Source organism: Pseudomonas serbica (assembly GCF_028823535.1).
Lineage (GTDB): Bacteria > Pseudomonadota > Gammaproteobacteria > Pseudomonadales > Pseudomonadaceae > Aquipseudomonas > Aquipseudomonas serbica.
The window spans coordinates 65,709-81,664 of sequence record NZ_JAQIYM010000016.1; the positions used below are offsets into that span (position 1 = coordinate 65,709).

General features: G+C 57.9%; 16 protein-coding genes. 14 read left to right on the forward strand and 2 right to left on the reverse strand.

Translation table 11 applies throughout. The features are described 5' to 3' along the window. Positions 1 to 23 precede the first annotated feature (23 nt). Positions 24 to 302 carry a CoA transferase gene (locus NQL71_RS24300; protein WP_274643470.1) on the reverse strand — a complete coding sequence of 93 codons (279 nt, stop codon included), beginning with the start codon at positions 300 to 302 and terminating at the stop codon, positions 24 to 26. Between the two features lie 197 nt (positions 303 to 499). On the opposite strand from NQL71_RS24300, the gene NQL71_RS24305 reads away from it, so the two are divergent. From NQL71_RS24305 to NQL71_RS24345, 9 genes are all read left to right on the forward strand, one after another. Continuing rightward, complete coding sequence (locus tag NQL71_RS24305) at positions 500 to 3,313, forward strand: winged helix-turn-helix domain-containing protein (RefSeq protein ID WP_274643471.1); 2,814 nt, start codon at positions 500 to 502, stop codon at positions 3,311 to 3,313. 246 nt (positions 3,314 to 3,559) lie between these two features. Then, complete coding sequence (locus NQL71_RS24310; RefSeq protein ID WP_274643502.1) at positions 3,560 to 4,660, forward strand: acyl-CoA dehydrogenase family protein; 1,101 nt, start codon at positions 3,560 to 3,562, stop codon at positions 4,658 to 4,660. 26 nt (positions 4,661 to 4,686) lie between these two features. Continuing rightward, on the forward strand, positions 4,687 to 5,871 hold the full coding sequence (locus tag NQL71_RS24315) for a lipid-transfer protein (RefSeq protein ID WP_046817354.1): 1,185 nt from the start codon (positions 4,687 to 4,689) through the stop codon (positions 5,869 to 5,871). Between the two features lie 29 nt (positions 5,872 to 5,900). Next, positions 5,901 to 6,341, forward strand: coding sequence for a MaoC family dehydratase N-terminal domain-containing protein (locus NQL71_RS24320; protein ID WP_130930739.1), 441 nt, complete (start codon positions 5,901 to 5,903; stop codon positions 6,339 to 6,341). 14 nt (positions 6,342 to 6,355) lie between these two features. Beyond that, the gene (locus NQL71_RS24325) at positions 6,356 to 6,772 is read left to right on the forward strand and encodes a MaoC family dehydratase (RefSeq protein WP_046817352.1); all 417 of its coding nucleotides are present in this window, start codon (positions 6,356 to 6,358) and stop codon (positions 6,770 to 6,772) included. Positions 6,773 to 6,802: 30 nt separating this feature from the next. Continuing rightward, on the forward strand, positions 6,803 to 7,627 hold the full coding sequence (locus NQL71_RS24330; RefSeq protein ID WP_046817351.1) for an SDR family NAD(P)-dependent oxidoreductase: 825 nt from the start codon (positions 6,803 to 6,805) through the stop codon (positions 7,625 to 7,627). Positions 7,628 to 7,750: 123 nt separating this feature from the next. Then, the gene (locus tag NQL71_RS24335; protein WP_274643472.1) at positions 7,751 to 8,398 is read left to right on the forward strand and encodes a TetR/AcrR family transcriptional regulator; all 648 of its coding nucleotides are present in this window, start codon (positions 7,751 to 7,753) and stop codon (positions 8,396 to 8,398) included. Further along, complete coding sequence (locus tag NQL71_RS24340; RefSeq protein WP_046817349.1) at positions 8,395 to 9,027, forward strand: SDR family NAD(P)-dependent oxidoreductase; 633 nt, start codon at positions 8,395 to 8,397, stop codon at positions 9,025 to 9,027. Before NQL71_RS24335 ends, NQL71_RS24340 begins: the two co-directional genes overlap by 4 nt. A gap of 124 nt (positions 9,028 to 9,151) precedes the next feature. Further along, positions 9,152 to 10,738 carry an arylsulfatase gene (locus tag NQL71_RS24345; protein WP_274643473.1) on the forward strand — a complete coding sequence of 529 codons (1,587 nt, stop codon included), beginning with the start codon at positions 9,152 to 9,154 and terminating at the stop codon, positions 10,736 to 10,738. 126 nt (positions 10,739 to 10,864) lie between these two features. On the opposite strand, the gene NQL71_RS24350 is transcribed toward NQL71_RS24345, so the two are convergent. Continuing rightward, on the reverse strand, positions 10,865 to 11,452 hold the full coding sequence (locus NQL71_RS24350) for a c-type cytochrome (protein WP_343228887.1): 588 nt from the start codon (positions 11,450 to 11,452) through the stop codon (positions 10,865 to 10,867). A 450-nt stretch (positions 11,453 to 11,902) separates the two neighbouring features. On the opposite strand from NQL71_RS24350, the gene NQL71_RS24355 reads away from it, so the two are divergent. The 5 genes from NQL71_RS24355 to NQL71_RS24375 all read left to right on the forward strand — a co-directional run bounded on the left by NQL71_RS24355 (position 11,903) and on the right by NQL71_RS24375 (position 15,853). Continuing rightward, positions 11,903 to 12,724, forward strand: coding sequence for a winged helix-turn-helix domain-containing protein (locus tag NQL71_RS24355; RefSeq protein ID WP_274643475.1), 822 nt, complete (start codon positions 11,903 to 11,905; stop codon positions 12,722 to 12,724). After that, positions 12,721 to 13,203, forward strand: coding sequence for a hypothetical protein (locus NQL71_RS24360; protein WP_046817333.1), 483 nt, complete (start codon positions 12,721 to 12,723; stop codon positions 13,201 to 13,203). The genes NQL71_RS24355 and NQL71_RS24360 overlap by 4 nt, the downstream gene beginning before the upstream one ends. 532 nt (positions 13,204 to 13,735) lie before the next feature. Further along, on the forward strand, positions 13,736 to 14,107 hold the full coding sequence (locus tag NQL71_RS24365; protein ID WP_274643476.1) for a hypothetical protein: 372 nt from the start codon (positions 13,736 to 13,738) through the stop codon (positions 14,105 to 14,107). Further along, positions 14,104 to 15,090, forward strand: coding sequence for an AraC family transcriptional regulator (locus tag NQL71_RS24370; RefSeq protein WP_248687641.1), 987 nt, complete (start codon positions 14,104 to 14,106; stop codon positions 15,088 to 15,090). The genes NQL71_RS24365 and NQL71_RS24370 overlap by 4 nt, the downstream gene beginning before the upstream one ends. 262 nt (positions 15,091 to 15,352) lie before the next feature. Then, the gene (locus NQL71_RS24375; protein ID WP_046817329.1) at positions 15,353 to 15,853 is read left to right on the forward strand and encodes an outer membrane beta-barrel protein; all 501 of its coding nucleotides are present in this window, start codon (positions 15,353 to 15,355) and stop codon (positions 15,851 to 15,853) included. The last annotated feature ends 103 nt before the right edge of the window (positions 15,854 to 15,956 follow it).

Here is a 15,956-nt window from a genome sequence, read left to right on the forward strand (position 1 = left end):
ATGTTGTTTTTATGGGGGGAAGATCAGGCCTTGAAGCCCAGACCCAGGGCATGCAAACGCTCGAACAATTCCAGCTCGGCGGCGACACTTTCCGGATGCTTCAGCTCCAGTGCGACCGTGCGGCGGTTGCGCCCAGCGATGTCCGCATGCTTGCCTTCCAGCTTCGGGCCCAGGTCGGTCGCCTTCACCGGACGGTCGATACGCACAACTTCGCCGCCCATATCGGCCAGCAGTCTGGTGCCAAAAGGAGCCGGACCGATTGCCTCAAACTCCACTACTCGAATGCCGCTCAGTACGCCCATTGCCGCCGTTCCCTTGTTCTGACAGAGCACCAGCCAGCCCTCCTATTTTGTCCCATCCAGTAAATCAATCCGCTAACTTGCGACCACCACCCAGATCGGGTGGCGGATGCCAAACACAGGGTCATGACTGCCCGACGGTGCGTTACACTCCTGAGAATTCAGTGCAATCTCATAACAAAAAAAACTCGGATAGCCCCATGGACAAACCCCGCAAGTCCAATGCATCGGACACGCCTGCCAGCCTGGCCTCGAATCCGACTCAGTCGCCGATCGTCAGCACCAAGCTGGTCCCGCCACGCAACGCCGGGCGGTTGATTTCCCGCGAGCGCCTGCAAGAGCAAATGCTCAAGGCACGGCGCCAGCGTTGCATCGTGCTCAAGGGGCCGGCCGGTTGCGGCAAGACTTCGACCCTGATCGCCTGGCGTCAGGCGCTGCTACCGCTGGGCTTTGATGTGGCCTGGTTGACCTTGTCGGCCGACGACAACGAACTGACGCGGTTTCTCGACTATCTGCTGGCCAGCCTCGGCCAGGTTGATCCTGTGCTCATTCAGGAAGCCATCCAACTGGAAGGTCGCGGTGTCGACAGCGAGGCGGTGGAACGCACGGTCATCACCCTTGTGCGCAGCATTGCCAACCGTTCCCGCGAATTGGTACTGGTGCTCGACGACCTGCACCATCTGACCGACGTCGGTATTCACCAAGCCTTGCAGTGGCTGATCGATTACGCGCCCGCCAATCTGCACCTGGCGCTGGTGTCACGTAGCGCCGTGCCTTTGTCGCTGGCGAGGTTGCGCAGCCAGGAACTGGTGCTGGAATTGAACCTGCGAGATTTGCGCTTCACACCCGTCGAGTCCGAACAGTTTCTCAAGGCGCAACTGGGCGATATCAGCGCCCAGGACGCCAAGCGGATGCATGAACTGACCGACGGCTGGGTTGCTGGGCTGCAACTGCTGGCTGTCAGCCGCAAGAAAAATCGACCGGTCGTCGCAGCAAACGACCAGACACAGGTGCGCGACGATCAGGCGTTCGCGAAGTTTTTTGAAATCGAAGTGCTGTCCCATCTGTCGCCGACGGATCTGGACCTGCTGCTGCTGATGGCCGTCTGCAACCGTTTCTGCGCCTCGTTATGCGCCGCCCTCGGTGGTAACCCGGAAGCGGTCCGCGAAGCCAATGCCCTGCTGGCACACCTGGAACGGGACAATCTGTTCCTGATCCCGGTGGACAGCGCCCAACGTGAGACCTGGTATCGCCTGCATCCGTTGCTACGCGAAACATTGCTCAAGTACTTTGATTCGCGCAGCAAGACAGAACAGCAGGCGGTGCACGCGCGGGCCTGGGCCTGGTTCCGTGACCATCAGCATCTGGATGAAGCAGTGCACCATGCCGTGATGGCTGGCGACCCCGATGCCGCTGCCGACCTGGTGCAACAAAACGCCGAAACGCTGTATGCCCACGGCGACTTGCGCATGTTGATCGAGCTGGTTCGCCTGCTGCCGGTCGAGCAGGTGCAGGCGCGGGTCAAACTGCGCATTCTCAAGGCACGCATGCAACTCTATGCCCGGGATTTCGTCGCCTGCGCCAATAGCCTCGATCAACTGTTCAACGACGTGCCCGAGCGTGATGTCCATGATCGATTCATGATCGCGTTACTGCGTGCCTCTCTGGCGCTGCAGCGCGATGACACGGACGCGGCAATGACGGTACTGCCGCAATTGCTCGATCCGCCCCAGGGCAGCAACAGCGTGTCCATCGGTTCATGTGCCAATATCCTTTCCTGGCTGTACATGCACCGGGGCGAGTACGAAAAAGCGCGCCAGATACAACTCGACCGGCCCCTGCTGCTGATCAATGGCGAGCCCCTGCTGGGTACCACCGCCGGCAGCCTGCAAGGTCGCTGCATGATTGGCTTGAGCCACGCTCTCGAAGGCCAGATGAAGCAGGCGGAGCGGGTCTATCGGGATGTGATGCATGAAGCCGCGCAGTGCGGCAAGGTCGGTGCCGACGCGACTTATCTATCCGCTGCGTTGCTGGGCGAAGTGCTGTACGAGACTAATGACGTTGACGCCGCGTTCAAGCTGCTGTCGGGCTGGATCGATATCCTGGAACGAATCTCCATTCCGGATTCGGTGCTGCGCGTAATGCAGGTGCTGTGGAATGTGCAATGGCTGGCGGGCAATCATCAGGAAGCCCTGGCCTATGTCGAGCGACTCGATGAGTACGCGACCAAACTCGGCCTGGAACGCCTGCAAGCCTATTGCCTGACCTGGCAGGTGCGCTGGCTGATGATTCTCGGCGAGCACTCCCGGGCACACACCAAACTGGCGCGCCTGGAAGCCATCGATGCGCGCCACCCGGATGCCGGGCAAAGTGCCCTCAAGGAAATCCACATCCTGGCCGAGAACGCCCGGGCACGCTGGCAGATTCAACAAGGCGACCTGGTCGGTGCCTTGAAGCGTATCGAACAACTGATCGAAACCTGCGAACGGCACCGCCGCCAGCTTGGCACCGTGCGCCTGCTCGTGTTGAGCGGGGTGATCGAGTTCCAGCGCGGCAATGTCGATGCCGCGCGTGATCACGTCATGGAGGCGCTGCGCCGTGGACAACGCTTCGGCTTGTTGCGCAGCCTGCTCGATGCTCACCCGGACGCACTGAAACTGATCTCCGATATCGCGAGCAAAGAGACCCTGGACCCGGTGCTCGCGTTCTACGTCGAGCGCCTGCAAGCGGCCCAGGCGACCGCGCCCGCCGTGCCGGGCGATAAACCTTCCACTCCCCCTGCAAGCAAACCCCTTGCCGCCGGCATGGAACCCTTGAGCGAACGGGAAATTGAAGTGGTGCGCTTGCTCGCCCAAGCCTTGCCCAACAAAAAAATCGCCCGCGCGTTGGGTCTCTCCCCGGAAACCGTGAAATGGCATTTGAGCCATATCTACAGCAAGCTTGGCGTCAGCAGTCGTGATGAAGCAGTGGCACGGGTGCGGGATCTGGAATCGCAGCACCGCGAAAACACTTAAGACCTCACGTGGACCTGTAGTCGCTGGCTTGCCAGCGACGGCGTCTGCGCCTTTCCACAAAAAGTGATTTTTACCTTGCCACCCGCCTCGGGTGGCGTTCCAAGACGTCCTCCACCCTATCGTAACCCTCAGTTCAAAGGCGCACCTCGCGCCTTGCATCAGCGCCAGGCTCAAGCAAGCCGGCCCGTGATCATTGAGGAGTCTTGCGTGCATATCGCCCGAACCGTTTTCCGCGACGACCATGAAATGTTTCGCACCACCGCGCGCCGTTTTTTCGAACGCGAATGCGTGCCGCGCCAGGCCGCCTGGGACAAGGCCGGTCAGGTCGACCGGGAAACCTGGCTCAAGGCCGGCCGCGAAGGCTTGCTCGGCATTACCCTGCCCACCGAATACGGTGGCGGTGGGGGTGACTTTGGTCACTGCGCAGTATTCAACGAGGAGTTCGCCCGGGCGGGTGTGAGTGGTGCCTATTTCGGCATGCACTCCGACGTTATCGCGCCGTACATCAATCGCTGCGGCAACGAAGAACAGAAACAGAAGTGGCTGCCGGGCATCTGCTCTGGCGAGATCATCCTGGCCATCGCCATGACCGAACCCGGCACCGGCAGCGACCTAAAGGCCGTGCGCACCACCGCCGTGCGCGATGGCGACGAGTACGTGATTAACGGCAGCAAGACCTTCATCAGCAACGGCCTGACGGCTGACCTGGTCATCGTCGTCTGCAAGACCGATCCAGCTGCCGGTGCCAAGGGCATCAGCCTCATCGCCGTGGAAGCCAGCCGCGCCGGCTTCAAGCATGGCCGCAAGCTGGACAAGGTTGGCCAGCATGCGCAGGACACTGCCGAGTTGTTCTTCGACAACGTCCGCGTGCCGGTCGGCAACCGCCTTGGCGAAGAAGGCCTGGGTTTCTCCTATCTGATGGGTGAACTGCCGCAGGAGCGCTTCTCGATCGCGGTGTCCGCCGCCGCCAAGCTGGAGCGCCTGCTGGAGCAGACTCTCGAGTACGTGAAGGACCGCAAGGCCTTCAACCAGACCGTGTGGGACTTCCAGAACAGCAAATTCAAGCTCGCCGACATCAAGGCCCAGGCCACGGCGATGCGGGTGATGGTCGACTACTACCTGGGCGAGCACATGCGCCGCCGCCTGACCCTGGAAGAAGCGGCCATCGCCAAGCTGTACACCACCGAAACCCTGTGGAAATGCATCGACGACATGGTCCAACTGCACGGCGGCTACGGCTACATGATGGAGTACCCGATCGCACGCGCTTTCGTCGACTCACGCGTCAATCGCATCTACGGCGGCACCAGTGAAGTCATGCGCGAAATGATCGCGCGCAAGCTCTGACCCTCAAAACAAAAAGGAAAAACACGATGAGCCAAAAGGTATTCGTTGCTGGCGTCGGCATGATCCAGTTCAAGAAACCGGGGACCAATGAGCCCTACGATGTCATGGGTGAACAGGCGATTCGCCAAGCCCTGACTGACTCGGGCGTGAACTTTAATGACATCCAGCAGGCGTACGCCGGATACGTCTACGGCGACTCGACCTGTGGTCAGAAAGCCCTGTACCGCGTGGGCATGACCGGCATCCCACTGGTCAACGTCAACAACAATTGCGCCACCGGTTCCAGCGCCCTGTTCCTGGCGCGCCAGGCCGTACAAAGCGGCGCTGTGGATTGCGCGCTGGCCTTTGGTTTCGAACAAATGAACCCGGGCGCGCTGAAGTCCGCCTGGACCGACCGTGCCCCCGCCACCGAGCGGGCGCTCAAGCTGACCAACGAACTGGTCGGCATGCCGGACCTGCCAACGGCTATCCGCCAGTTTGCCGGTGCCGGTTACGCGCACATGCAAAAGTACGGCACAAAGCTTGAGACCTTCGCCAAGATCCGCGCCAAGGCCAGTCGTCACGCGGCCAATAACCCGTTGGCAGTGTTCCGCAATGTGGTCAGTACCGAAGAAGTTCTGGCTGCGCCGATGCTATGGGAAGGCGTGCTGACCCGCCTGATGGCCTGCCCGCCGACCTGCGGCGCGGCCGCCGCCATCGTGGTCTCCGAAGCGTTCGCGAAGAAGCATGGCCTGCGCACCGACGTGCTGATGGCTGGCCAGGCGCTGACCACAGACCTGCCAAGTACCTATGACGCCAAGGACATGATCCGCGTGGTCGGTTTCGACATGACGCGCATGGCCGCGGATATCGCCTACAACCAGGCCGGCATCGGGCCTCGGGACATCGACGTCATCGAGTTGCACGACTGCTTCGCGCAGAACGAACTGCTGACCTATGAAGGCCTGGGCCTGTGCGTCGAGGGCGGTGGCGAGCAATTGGTCAACGACGGCGACAACACCTATGGCGGCGAATGGGTGACCAACCCGTCCGGCGGCCTGCTCTCCAAGGGCCACCCTCTGGGCGCCACCGGCCTGGCCCAGTGCTATGAGCTGACCCACCAGTTGCGCGGCACCGCCGAACAACGCCAGGTGCAGAACGCGCGCATCGCGGTGCAGCACAACCTCGGCCTGGGCGGCGCCTGCGTGGTGACCGTGTACCAGAAGAACTGACGCGCCCGCTCAGCAAAGGAGCCATTTCGATGATCGACAAGAAACACATCGGCAGACAACTGCCCACCTTCCTCGTCAACGCCGAAGCCGGGCAACTGCGCTTCTTCGCCAAGGCCACCGGGGAAACCAATCCGATTTACTTCGACGAGCAGGCTGCCCGCGATGCCGGTCACCCCAACCTGCCGCTGCCGCCGACCTTTCTGTTCTCGCTGGAGTTCCAGATCCCGTCGAACGCCTGGCGTGACGAATTGGGCATCGTCACTGCGCGCATCCTGCATGGCGAAGAGTCGTTCCGTTACCACCGCATGGCCTATGCCGGCGACACGTTGCGATTCGATGTGCGCATCGCCGACATCTACGACAAGAAAGGCGGTGCCCTGGAATTCGTGGTGCGCGAAACCCGAGTCACCAATCAGCACGGTGAGCACGTCGCGGACCTGCGCAGCGTGCTTGTGCAGCGCAACAGCTGAAGCGGAGAACACAGATGAACGCGATAAGCCTGGACAAAATCAACATCGGCGACACCCTGCCGTCACTGGCCCTGCCGCCCATCAACCGCACCACTCTGGCCCTGTTCGCCGGTGCGTCGGGTGATCACAACGCCATCCACATCGACACCGATTACGCCCGCCGGGCCGGCATGCCCGACGTGTTCGCCCACGGCATGCTGTCGATGGCCTACCTCGGTCGCTTGCTGACCCAGTGGGTTGACCAGCGCCAGTTGCGCGAGTTCGGCGTGCGCTTTCTCGGCATCACGCACCTGGGTCACCAGGTCACCTGCACCGGCACCGTGGTTGACCGCTTCGAAGCGGACGGCGAGCAAAGGATCAAGGTCGAAGTGCGCACCACCAATCAATACGGCGAAACCAAGATCGTTGGCGACGCCGTGATCGCTCTGTAAACAAAACTGATAACTGAGGAGCAACATCCCATGGCAAAACTCGAAGGCAAAGTCGCACTGGTGACCGGTTCCGGTCGTGGCATCGGTCAACAGATCGCCCTGAAACTGGCGAGCGAAGGCGCGCGCATCGTGATCAATGACCTGGACGCCGATCCGGCCTTTGATACCGCTGAAATGATCCGCAAGATGGGTGGTGAAGCCGCCGTGTGCCACGGCAACGTCAGCGCACCGGACTTCGGCGACCGCTACATCAAGACCGCGATGGACAGCTTCGGCAGCGTCGACATCATCGTCAACAACGCCGGCTACACCTGGGACGACGTGATCCAGAAGATGAGCGACGAGCAGTGGTACGCGATCCTCGACTGCCACATGACCGCGCCCTTCCGCATCCTGCGTGCTGCTTACCCGATCCTCAAGGCCCAGGCCCAGGCTGACGCGGCGGCAGAGCGTGAAGTGTTCCGTAAGGTGGTAAACATTTCCTCGGTGTCGGCCCTCAATGGCAACGCCGGGCAAACCAACTATTCCTCGGCCAAAGCCGGTGTAATCGGCATGACGCGTGCATTGGCCCGTGAATGGGGTCGTTTCAAGGTCAACGTCAACGCCGTGGCTTTCGGCTTCATCGAAACCCGCATGACCAAGGCCGATGCCCATGCAGGCGCTACGGTGAACATCGAAGGTCGCGACATCCGTGTCGGTATCAGCCCGGAAGCCGCCAAGTCGTTCGCCCAACGTAACCCGCTGGGCCGTCCGGGCACCGTGCAGGAAGCGGCGGATGCCGTGTACCTGTTCTGCTCGCCAGAGTCGAACTACATCACGGCGCAAACCATCGCTGTCGCCGGGAATCTGCAATAAACAAACCGTGGGAGCGAGCTTGCTCGCGATGGACGCCAACGTTGACGCAGGCCGCCTGACTGACCGCGTTGTCCTGACGTTTTTCGCGAGCAAGCTCGGTCCTACAGGCCGCAGGATCACACCATGAACATGACTGATAGCAACATCCGCCTGGCCGCCATCAAACTGATCTCGCGCAATGGCGACGGCTCGCTGAGCTTGCGTCAGATCGCCACTGAAGCCGGCGTCAACCCCTCGACGCTGTGCCTCTACTACAAAGGCAAAAACGAGTTATTGCTGGAGCTGATTCTCGAGTACTTCCAGGCAGTATCCCGGGAGTGGGCCCGTCGTTGTCCCAAAAAGATGGCGACCGCCGATGTGAAACTGCTCACCTTCATCGCCTGTCACATACGCTATCACCTGGAACACCAGAAAGAGGCCATGCTCGGCAATCTGGAGTTGCGAAGTCTCCCCGAAGAGGATCTGGAGCTGGTCCGCCAAGCCCGACGCCACTATCTGAAAGCGCTGCAGGCGTTGTTGGAACAAGGCGTCAAGGAAGGTTCGCTGAGCTGTGCCGAACCCAAACTGATGGCGCGCACCCTGTTCAACATGCTGACCCATGCCTGCGTCTGGTACCGGACCGGTGGCCGCCGCAATATCGATGTCGTCATCCGCCATTACTCGGAACTGGTACTGAAAATGCTTGGCGCCGCCCCCCCACCTTCGCCTCCTGTGCCTGCTCCGCGAGCCGTGATCACCCGCCGTCCCATGCTTTTGGATGTGCACCCATGAGCGATCTCATGCAACCATTCTCCATGGCTGGCAAGACGGTTCTGGTGGCCGATGCGGCCACTCGACTGGGCGCACATTTTGCCCGCCTGATCAGCCGTGCCGGAGCCCGTGTAGCCCTCGGTGGACAACACCCGGCACAGTTGGAGCAACTGGCGGCGGACTTGCGTTGGGATGGTGGCGAAGTCTTGATCGTTGCACTCGACAGTGCCCGCCGACCGAGCATCGAAGCCGCACTGGATACCGTCCAAAAACGCTTCGGCAGCGTCGATGTGCTGATCAACAACAGCGCCGAACGCGAACACATCGCCCTGAACAATCACGTCGTCCACTGCACCAGCCTGCACATGATCAGGGCCGAGCGCGGTGGCAGCATCGTTAACATCGACCCGCCGCCGCGCCCGATCAGCGAGCCGAACCCGTGCCTTCGTTCCAACAGCAGCCTGATCCGCATGAGCCGCGCGATGGCCCAGTCGCTGACGCCACACCGTATTCGCGTCAACGTTATCGCTGCCGGTCGCGGCAAGGATGCAGGCCTGCAGGAACTCGACGGTCCATTGCTGTTGCTGGCCAGCGGCGCCGGAGCCAGCGTCACCGGCGCGGTGCTGCACATCGACAACCGCAACGCCTGACACCACACCATTCACTGCAGGCGCCTGTCCAGCCACCTGATACGGGTGGCGCGATCCTTTTGACGACGCTTGAACATGGCCGCTGTTCGCTCTGCGCGACGCCCGTCAACAAGGAACCAGTCAGATGACTCGCATAAAAAAATGGCTGCCGAAACTCGCCCTCCTGGCAACAACGGTCATGGCATTGTCGGCAACTGCCGGGGCTGCCGAAAAACCCAACATTCTGGTGATCTTCGGCGACGACATCGGCCAGACCAATATCAGCGCCTACTCAATGGGTGTGGTCGGCTACAAGACGCCGAACATCGACCGCATCGCCCATGAAGGTATGTTGTTCACCGATTATTACGCGGAGAACAGCTGCACCGCCGGACGCTCGTCGTTCATTACTGGCCAGTCACCACTGCGCACCGGCCTGTCCAAGGTTGGCGTGCCGGGCGCACCGATCGGTATCCAGAAACGTGACATCACCATCGCCCAGGCCCTCAAGTCACTTGGTTATGCGACCGGTCAGTTCGGCAAGAACCACTTGGGCGACAAGGATGAATTCCTCCCGACCAACCACGGTTTCGACGAGTTCTTCGGCAACCTCTACCACCTCAACGCCGAAGAAGAACCCGAGCGCCCGTATTGGCCCAAGGATGACCCGGACTTCGTCAAATCAAGAACGCCACGTGGCGTGATCCACAGTTATGCCGACGGCAAGATCGAGGACACCGGTGCCCTCACCTCCAAGCGCATGGAAACCATCGACGACGAAACCACTGCTGCGGCGCAAACATTCATCGAGAAGCAGGCCAAGGCCGATAAGCCGTTCTTCGTCTGGATGAACACCACGCGCATGCACGTGTTCACCCACGTGCGTGAGTCAATGAAAGGCCAGAGCGGCATGCCCGGCAACGAATATGCCGACGGAATGCTTGAACACGACGGCGACGTCGGTAAATTGCTGAAAACCCTCGACGACCTGAAAATCACCGACAATACCATCGTCGTCTACACCACCGACAACGGTCCGAACCAGTTCTCTTGGCCGGACGCGGCAAATACGCCGTTCCGTAACGAAAAGAACTCCAACTGGGAGGGTGCGTACCGGGTCCCTGCCTTGATTCGCTGGCCGGGCAAGATCAAGGCGGGTGAAGTGTCCAACGAGATGTTCTCGGGCATGGACTGGTTCCCTACCCTGCTCGCGGCAGCGGGCGAAACCGACGTGAAAAACAAGCTGCTCAAAGGTTGGGCACCTACTTCGGGCGGTACCAATTTCAAGGTGCACCTGGACGGTTTCAATCAATTGCCTTACCTGACCGGGCAGCAACCAAAGGGCGAGCGCAAGGAGTTCTACTACTTCAACGACGACGGCGTACTGGTGTCGATGCGGTATGACAACTGGAAAGTCGTCTTCGCCGAGCAACGCGATCCCGGTGGATTCACGGTGTGGAGCAGCCCGTTCGTGCCGTTGCGAGTCCCGAAACTGTTCAACCTGCGAATGGACCCTTATGAGCGAGCGGACATCGTCTCTGACCAATATTACGATTGGACGGTGAAGAACTCTTATCTGCTGGCGGCGGGAGTGGCCAAGGCCGCGAGGTTCCTCCAAACCTTCGTCGAATACCCGCCTAGCCAGAAACCGGCAAGCTTCAGCATCGATCAGATTCGTGCGGTGGTGGACGCGAAAATCGAAGAGAAAAACAAAGCTCAAGCCAAGCCATGAGATGAGGCCGCCACCGACCTGCCGGTCGGCGGCAACATTAGTGGTTCAGCTTCGCGTTATAGGGGAGACTTCCTTTTTTCACCGGCAGCTATCGGCCGACTCCATCACGTATCCCCCACAGGGCGATCATTGCTTTGTGCCGAGTGCCGCCATGTAGCGGGCGACCGCTTCGGCATCGGCCTGGGAAAGTGCATGATCCTCCGGCAACATCGGCGCACCGTTGGGGCGTTGTCCGGTCTGCTGAAGCACCATGATCTGATGGCTCATATAGCTGGCATGCTGGCCCGCCACCCGTGGAATCAGCCCATTGCCCCCGCCGTCCGTCCCGTGGCAAGCGCTGCACGCTGGGACGCCCCTCGCAGGCAAGCCCTGGCGAAAGATCACTTCGCCTCGCGCATCTGTCGACCCGGTGTCAGCCTGCATGGCTCGCTGGCTCGCAAAATAGTCGGCCAGTTCGGCAATCTGAGTCTTGGTCAAATGGGACAATCCCCCCATGTACCGGCTGTCAGTTGCAGCGCTACGTCCATGGTTTTTGAAATCGGTCAGTTGCAACTGCAGATACTCGTTTTGCTGACCCGCCAACTTGGGAAACACGGGTGAGACAGACTCCCCCGTCAGCCCATGGCACAGTGAACAAACGCTGTCCACCATGGCTATCCCCGACTGGGTGGACGTTTGCTGGAGCGCCTCCTCGCTTGTACCCATACAGCCCATGAGCGTAGCCAGGCAAAGGGCCAGAACAAGAGGTGACCCGCTATCCGAAGGGCGCATGCTGGATACGTTCATGACTGTTACCCCAAGCGTTGGCGAATCACTATCTTCGCCTGGGGGATTGCGCTCTTTATTGATAAACCTCAACCAATCGTCTTTGGGGGGGAGGAACTCAAAGCCCTTTCGGCGCGGCACACCTCAAGGATTTCGTCCGCCAGTTCGGAATCATCCGGGCGGGCTTTTAGTTGACCCCGCTATTACCACTGTTGGTATAGCTATTTGTGTAGTGAGGCATGACCCTGCCTTGCAGTATTCGGATAGCGCGGATCACCCGATCCGGGCATCATCACCGCCCCCGCTCATAGCCCTTCCTCCGACAAGAATGTACTGCGTCAAATCCGGCCTCATAAACCGTCTCTATACTCAGCCAGAACCACAGAACGGAGGACTCCCATGCGCTACGCCTTCAAATTGAAAAATGGTGCCATGGTCCTTTTCGATCCAGACACCGCCTTGCTTAGCATCACGACACCCCATGGAGAAGTTCAAAGCACAACGATAGGGAGAGCTGAATCGCGTCTACTGGACCTGCTGCTCATGGAGCCCGGCCAGACTAAAAGCCGTGAGGAGATCATCGACTACACCTGGAATGACCGCGTCGTCGCCTCTGGCAGTTTGAACCAGGCGGTTTTTTCCCTTAGAAACATTCTCAACGACAGTCGTGATCACGAGATCCTGATGACGGTTCCGCGAAGAGGTTATTGCTTCAACCGTCTCTATGTAGTCGAAGTTCCCACAGAACTGCCGACACCCTCAGAGGAAGCCACGCAAACTCCTGCGCTCGGCATTGAAGAGCCAGCGCCAAACCGCCCTGATGATCTTGCAGTGCCTTCAAAAAAGAGCCGAACATCAACTTTCCTGACCAAAGCCCAGGTAGTTGGGTATGTCCTGACCTTGGCTGTCTGCGCGTACACGGGTTTCCACTCTGGTTTCGACACACCAAAAATGGAAGTTTCCAGCGTAAAACATAACGAACTGGTCATCCACGCCATAGGCCAGAGTGTCGCCGAAGCGCAAACACTGAGGGATCTTTCGGCGAACCAGGTTCAACAGCTGTCGCCAAACCTCAAAGGCGAGGTCTGGCTGAACCAGTTTAAATCAAACTACTCTGTTTCGTGTGTTCGTCCGGATCTAAGCACTACAAACCTGCAACTCAATAGCGAGCAAAAAGACCTTGCACCGATGATTCGGCAATGTTTGGAAGTCACCCTATGAAGTCAATTTCGTCCTCAACTATTCACTGGATCGTGCTTGCAATCATCAATGCCGCCTGTATTTTTTCCCTGACTTATTCGCCCTCTTATTACATGGAAAATATCAGTTATCAAACCATGACCCGACAATGGCTGGAGGATTCCAATCAACTCAACACAGAGGAATACCTGACCATCGGCCATGGCCGCCTGACACAAACCACGCTGGAAAGCCTGAATGGAAAAATCCGTAACGCTACCATTTCGGCCCAGATTATCCGGGAAAGCAATCATCATGTGCAGATAAAAATCAGTAACGTCAAACTCAGCCAAGACAACGAATTATTCGCCATTGAAAAGACACCCGACCTGTTTTTCAGGCGTCAATTCGTGTTGCAGGAAGGCGCCGTTCTAAACTACGAACTGCTCCCCACCTCCAATAAAAACGCCGTTTGTTTTTATGTCCACGATATAGGCCGCTTGCGCTGCATGAATCACTGAGTTACCCGCAATCGATCAAATCAGAACAAAAATAATAATTACTAATTTGAATCAATCCCCTGCCCCCCGCAACATCCCGCCTTTATAGCGCTCGGAGTCGCTTGTTGGCGTTCAGCGCACCATGCCGGCTCCACACGCCCGTTGAAAACATGCATTTTTGCGAGCCGTCAGATCAATGATAACCAGGATCCTCGCCGTTCTAGCTCTTACTGCAATATCGTTTCACTCAGCGGCACACAATAGCACTCCATCGGCAGCACCGACATCGAATTCTACGAATTGGAGCTGAGGCCGAACGAAACAATCAAGCTCAGACAATTGAAAATATACTCTGAAAAGGAAGTCCATGATGATGAAGATGCGCTTGGCAACGCCCTGCCTGCCCCGCCACACAATATCAACAATCAGAGTCACGATCTGTCGCTGACTCCAGTTTGAGCAAAATATGGGTTTTTGACTTCAACCAGCACCGTGGGAGCAGGACTATCCGCCGGCACTGCCTGAAAACATCATCAACAAGGAACGCACGTCAATGCTGCTAAAAAACCTCGCAACCGTATCCTTTGGTGTATTGCTGTCTCTCAAGGCCTTGGCTGATGACAAGGAACTCTATGGCGCCAACCTGACCGGTAATGAAAGCAAAAAGAACACCCCAAACAATGAAAATTCTGACTACAGGATTGTCACAGACTATCGTGCTGAGGTTTTTTTTGCGTTTGATGCGGCAGCCATCGGTCCGGCAAACCAGAACACCGCGATTTTTGGTTCGAAACTGCCACCCGATAAACTTCAAGGCCTGGTCGAGTTATCCTCGGGCGACGCGTACGTCTTTACTGCGGCATTGTCGATGCCTGAGAAAAATCCGGGCACTGTCCATTTAGCTGAAGAGCGTTCTATTCCATGAGTATCATGATCCCTGATGAAATCTTTCATGTAACGTCCACTCCCGCGGACATGGCCCAGCGAACAGTTGGCCATTGGCAGTTGAGCCTCGCCCCATTGGAGCACGAAGCAAACATCAGGCAGCACACGCTCTTTCAGGGTGCCAGGCTTCAATGCAGTCGGCTGGAGTTTGATTCAGCCGTCACCCTGATCGGCTCTGTCCCACATGGTTTTGTCACCTTGGCCATTTCACAGGCTGTGGTGGCTCGCCCCACTGTCAATGATCATCAATTGTGGCCTAACGAAATGATCGTGGTGTATAGCGACGAGCCCGTTTACTGCACCTGCGGGCCCAATGAGACGCTTTTCACCCTGACCACGACGTTGGAACATTACACTCATTGCCTTGGAAACCATTCAGCCATCGACGTGCTGGTAGATCGAAAGGAACAGCGCTTTCAGGTTGCGCATTTCAAGTTAATGCAATCTGCCATCCAGGCCATCAACGCCTACTCTGTTGAGATCAACGAGCCTCATTTGAAACCGCTCAACCACGCTGAAGTTTCAGCGGCGGAAAGTGCGTTGCTGATTTCCCTGCTACGGGCCCTGACACCTGTAGGCCGCCGCACGCTCAACCCGCCGAGAAGAAGAACAATCGCAATACAAGCAATGCAATACATTCATGAAAATACCCGCAAAGCCCTCAACATGAAGGCGCTGGTCAGGCAACTGGAAACCACAACCCGTAGCTTGCACCATGGTTTCATCGAGACATTCGGAGTTTCACCGATCGCTTACATCAAGAACCTGAGGCTTGCTAATGTCCACCGAGACTTGATCCGCAACACTTGGCCAACGGTCACTGAAACGGCCATGTATTGGAACTTTCACCATCTTGGCCGGTTTTCCAAGGCTTATCAGGATGTCTATGGAGAAACGCCCTCGGAAACGGCCAGGCGCAACGCTGCAAAACTGGCAGCGGCCGCCAAAAATAACAATCAATAATTTTCATCCAACGGCCTGAATTGTCAGCATGCTTATTTCTACCCAAGGGGATAAGCATGCGCTATCGCTTGAATTCGCTACCACTCAAACAGAAAGTCATCTTTTGCCTTGCCGCCTATTTATCGGGGGTAGCGTTAGCCTGGTTAATCAACACCTATTAACCGCATTCAAAAATATCAATCAATGATTTCAATCAGTCGTCCTGTTCATTCAAATTCTCGACCAACACCCATCGACAACCTGTAGAAGGACCCTGCCTCACATGCTATTTCGAAACCTTGGCTTCGTTTCCCTGCTTTCGCTGCTGTCTTTTCAAGCGCTCGCTGATGACAAAGGTTTATATCTTGGCGCTGGCGTAAGCAGCATTGAAACCGACAAAGTCCATTTGAACGATGAGGACACCAGTTATAAGGTTTTTGCAGGTTATCGCCTCAACGGTTATCTGGCCTTCGAAGGTGCCTTCGTTGATCTCGGCCAGTTCGAAGACAAGAATCTGGATTTCGACGGTAAATCCGTTCAGGCCAGTGCCCACCTCGGTTTTCCGTTGGGGGACCGGGTACGCGTTTTCGGCATTGTCGGTGCCCATGCCTGGGATGCTGACGGTAATGCCGCCGATGATGATACGGGTGTGGACCTGACCTACGGTGCCGGCGTTGAAGTTGATGTATTTCGCAACATCGGCGTCCGTGCAGAATATGAAGTATTGCAGGTCGGTAACATGGACCTGAATCAAACAACGGCCTCTGCTTACATTCTCTTTTAACCCCCCCTCCTGAATCGAGCGACCCGGCGGGTCGCTCAACCTCGAAACGTAATCCTCACCGCACACCCCCCTTGCCACTGCGCCAGGAAGCTACTGGAACGGG

Coding starts and splice junctions, on each gene's coding strand:
- NQL71_RS24310 (WP_274643502.1), top strand. CDS start 3,560: ATGTTTCGCACCACCGCGCGCCGTTTTTTCGAACGCGAATGCGTGCCG.
- NQL71_RS24370 (WP_248687641.1), top strand. CDS start 14,104: ATGAGTATCATGATCCCTGATGAAATCTTTCATGTAACGTCCACTCCC.
- NQL71_RS24365 (WP_274643476.1), top strand. CDS start 13,736: ATGCTGCTAAAAAACCTCGCAACCGTATCCTTTGGTGTATTGCTGTCT.
- NQL71_RS24300 (WP_274643470.1), bottom strand. CDS start 302: ATGGGCGTACTGAGCGGCATTCGAGTAGTGGAGTTTGAGGCAATCGGT.
- NQL71_RS24335 (WP_274643472.1), top strand. CDS start 7,751: ATGAACATGACTGATAGCAACATCCGCCTGGCCGCCATCAAACTGATC.
- NQL71_RS24340 (WP_046817349.1), top strand. CDS start 8,395: ATGAGCGATCTCATGCAACCATTCTCCATGGCTGGCAAGACGGTTCTG.
- NQL71_RS24320 (WP_130930739.1), top strand. CDS start 5,901: ATGATCGACAAGAAACACATCGGCAGACAACTGCCCACCTTCCTCGTC.
- NQL71_RS24360 (WP_046817333.1), top strand. CDS start 12,721: ATGAAGTCAATTTCGTCCTCAACTATTCACTGGATCGTGCTTGCAATC.
- NQL71_RS24325 (WP_046817352.1), top strand. CDS start 6,356: ATGAACGCGATAAGCCTGGACAAAATCAACATCGGCGACACCCTGCCG.
- NQL71_RS24355 (WP_274643475.1), top strand. CDS start 11,903: ATGCGCTACGCCTTCAAATTGAAAAATGGTGCCATGGTCCTTTTCGAT.
- NQL71_RS24345 (WP_274643473.1), top strand. CDS start 9,152: ATGACTCGCATAAAAAAATGGCTGCCGAAACTCGCCCTCCTGGCAACA.
- NQL71_RS24305 (WP_274643471.1), top strand. CDS start 500: ATGGACAAACCCCGCAAGTCCAATGCATCGGACACGCCTGCCAGCCTG.
- NQL71_RS24350 (WP_343228887.1), bottom strand. CDS start 11,452: ATGGGCTGTATGGGTACAAGCGAGGAGGCGCTCCAGCAAACGTCCACC.
- NQL71_RS24375 (WP_046817329.1), top strand. CDS start 15,353: ATGCTATTTCGAAACCTTGGCTTCGTTTCCCTGCTTTCGCTGCTGTCT.
- NQL71_RS24315 (WP_046817354.1), top strand. CDS start 4,687: ATGAGCCAAAAGGTATTCGTTGCTGGCGTCGGCATGATCCAGTTCAAG.
- NQL71_RS24330 (WP_046817351.1), top strand. CDS start 6,803: ATGGCAAAACTCGAAGGCAAAGTCGCACTGGTGACCGGTTCCGGTCGT.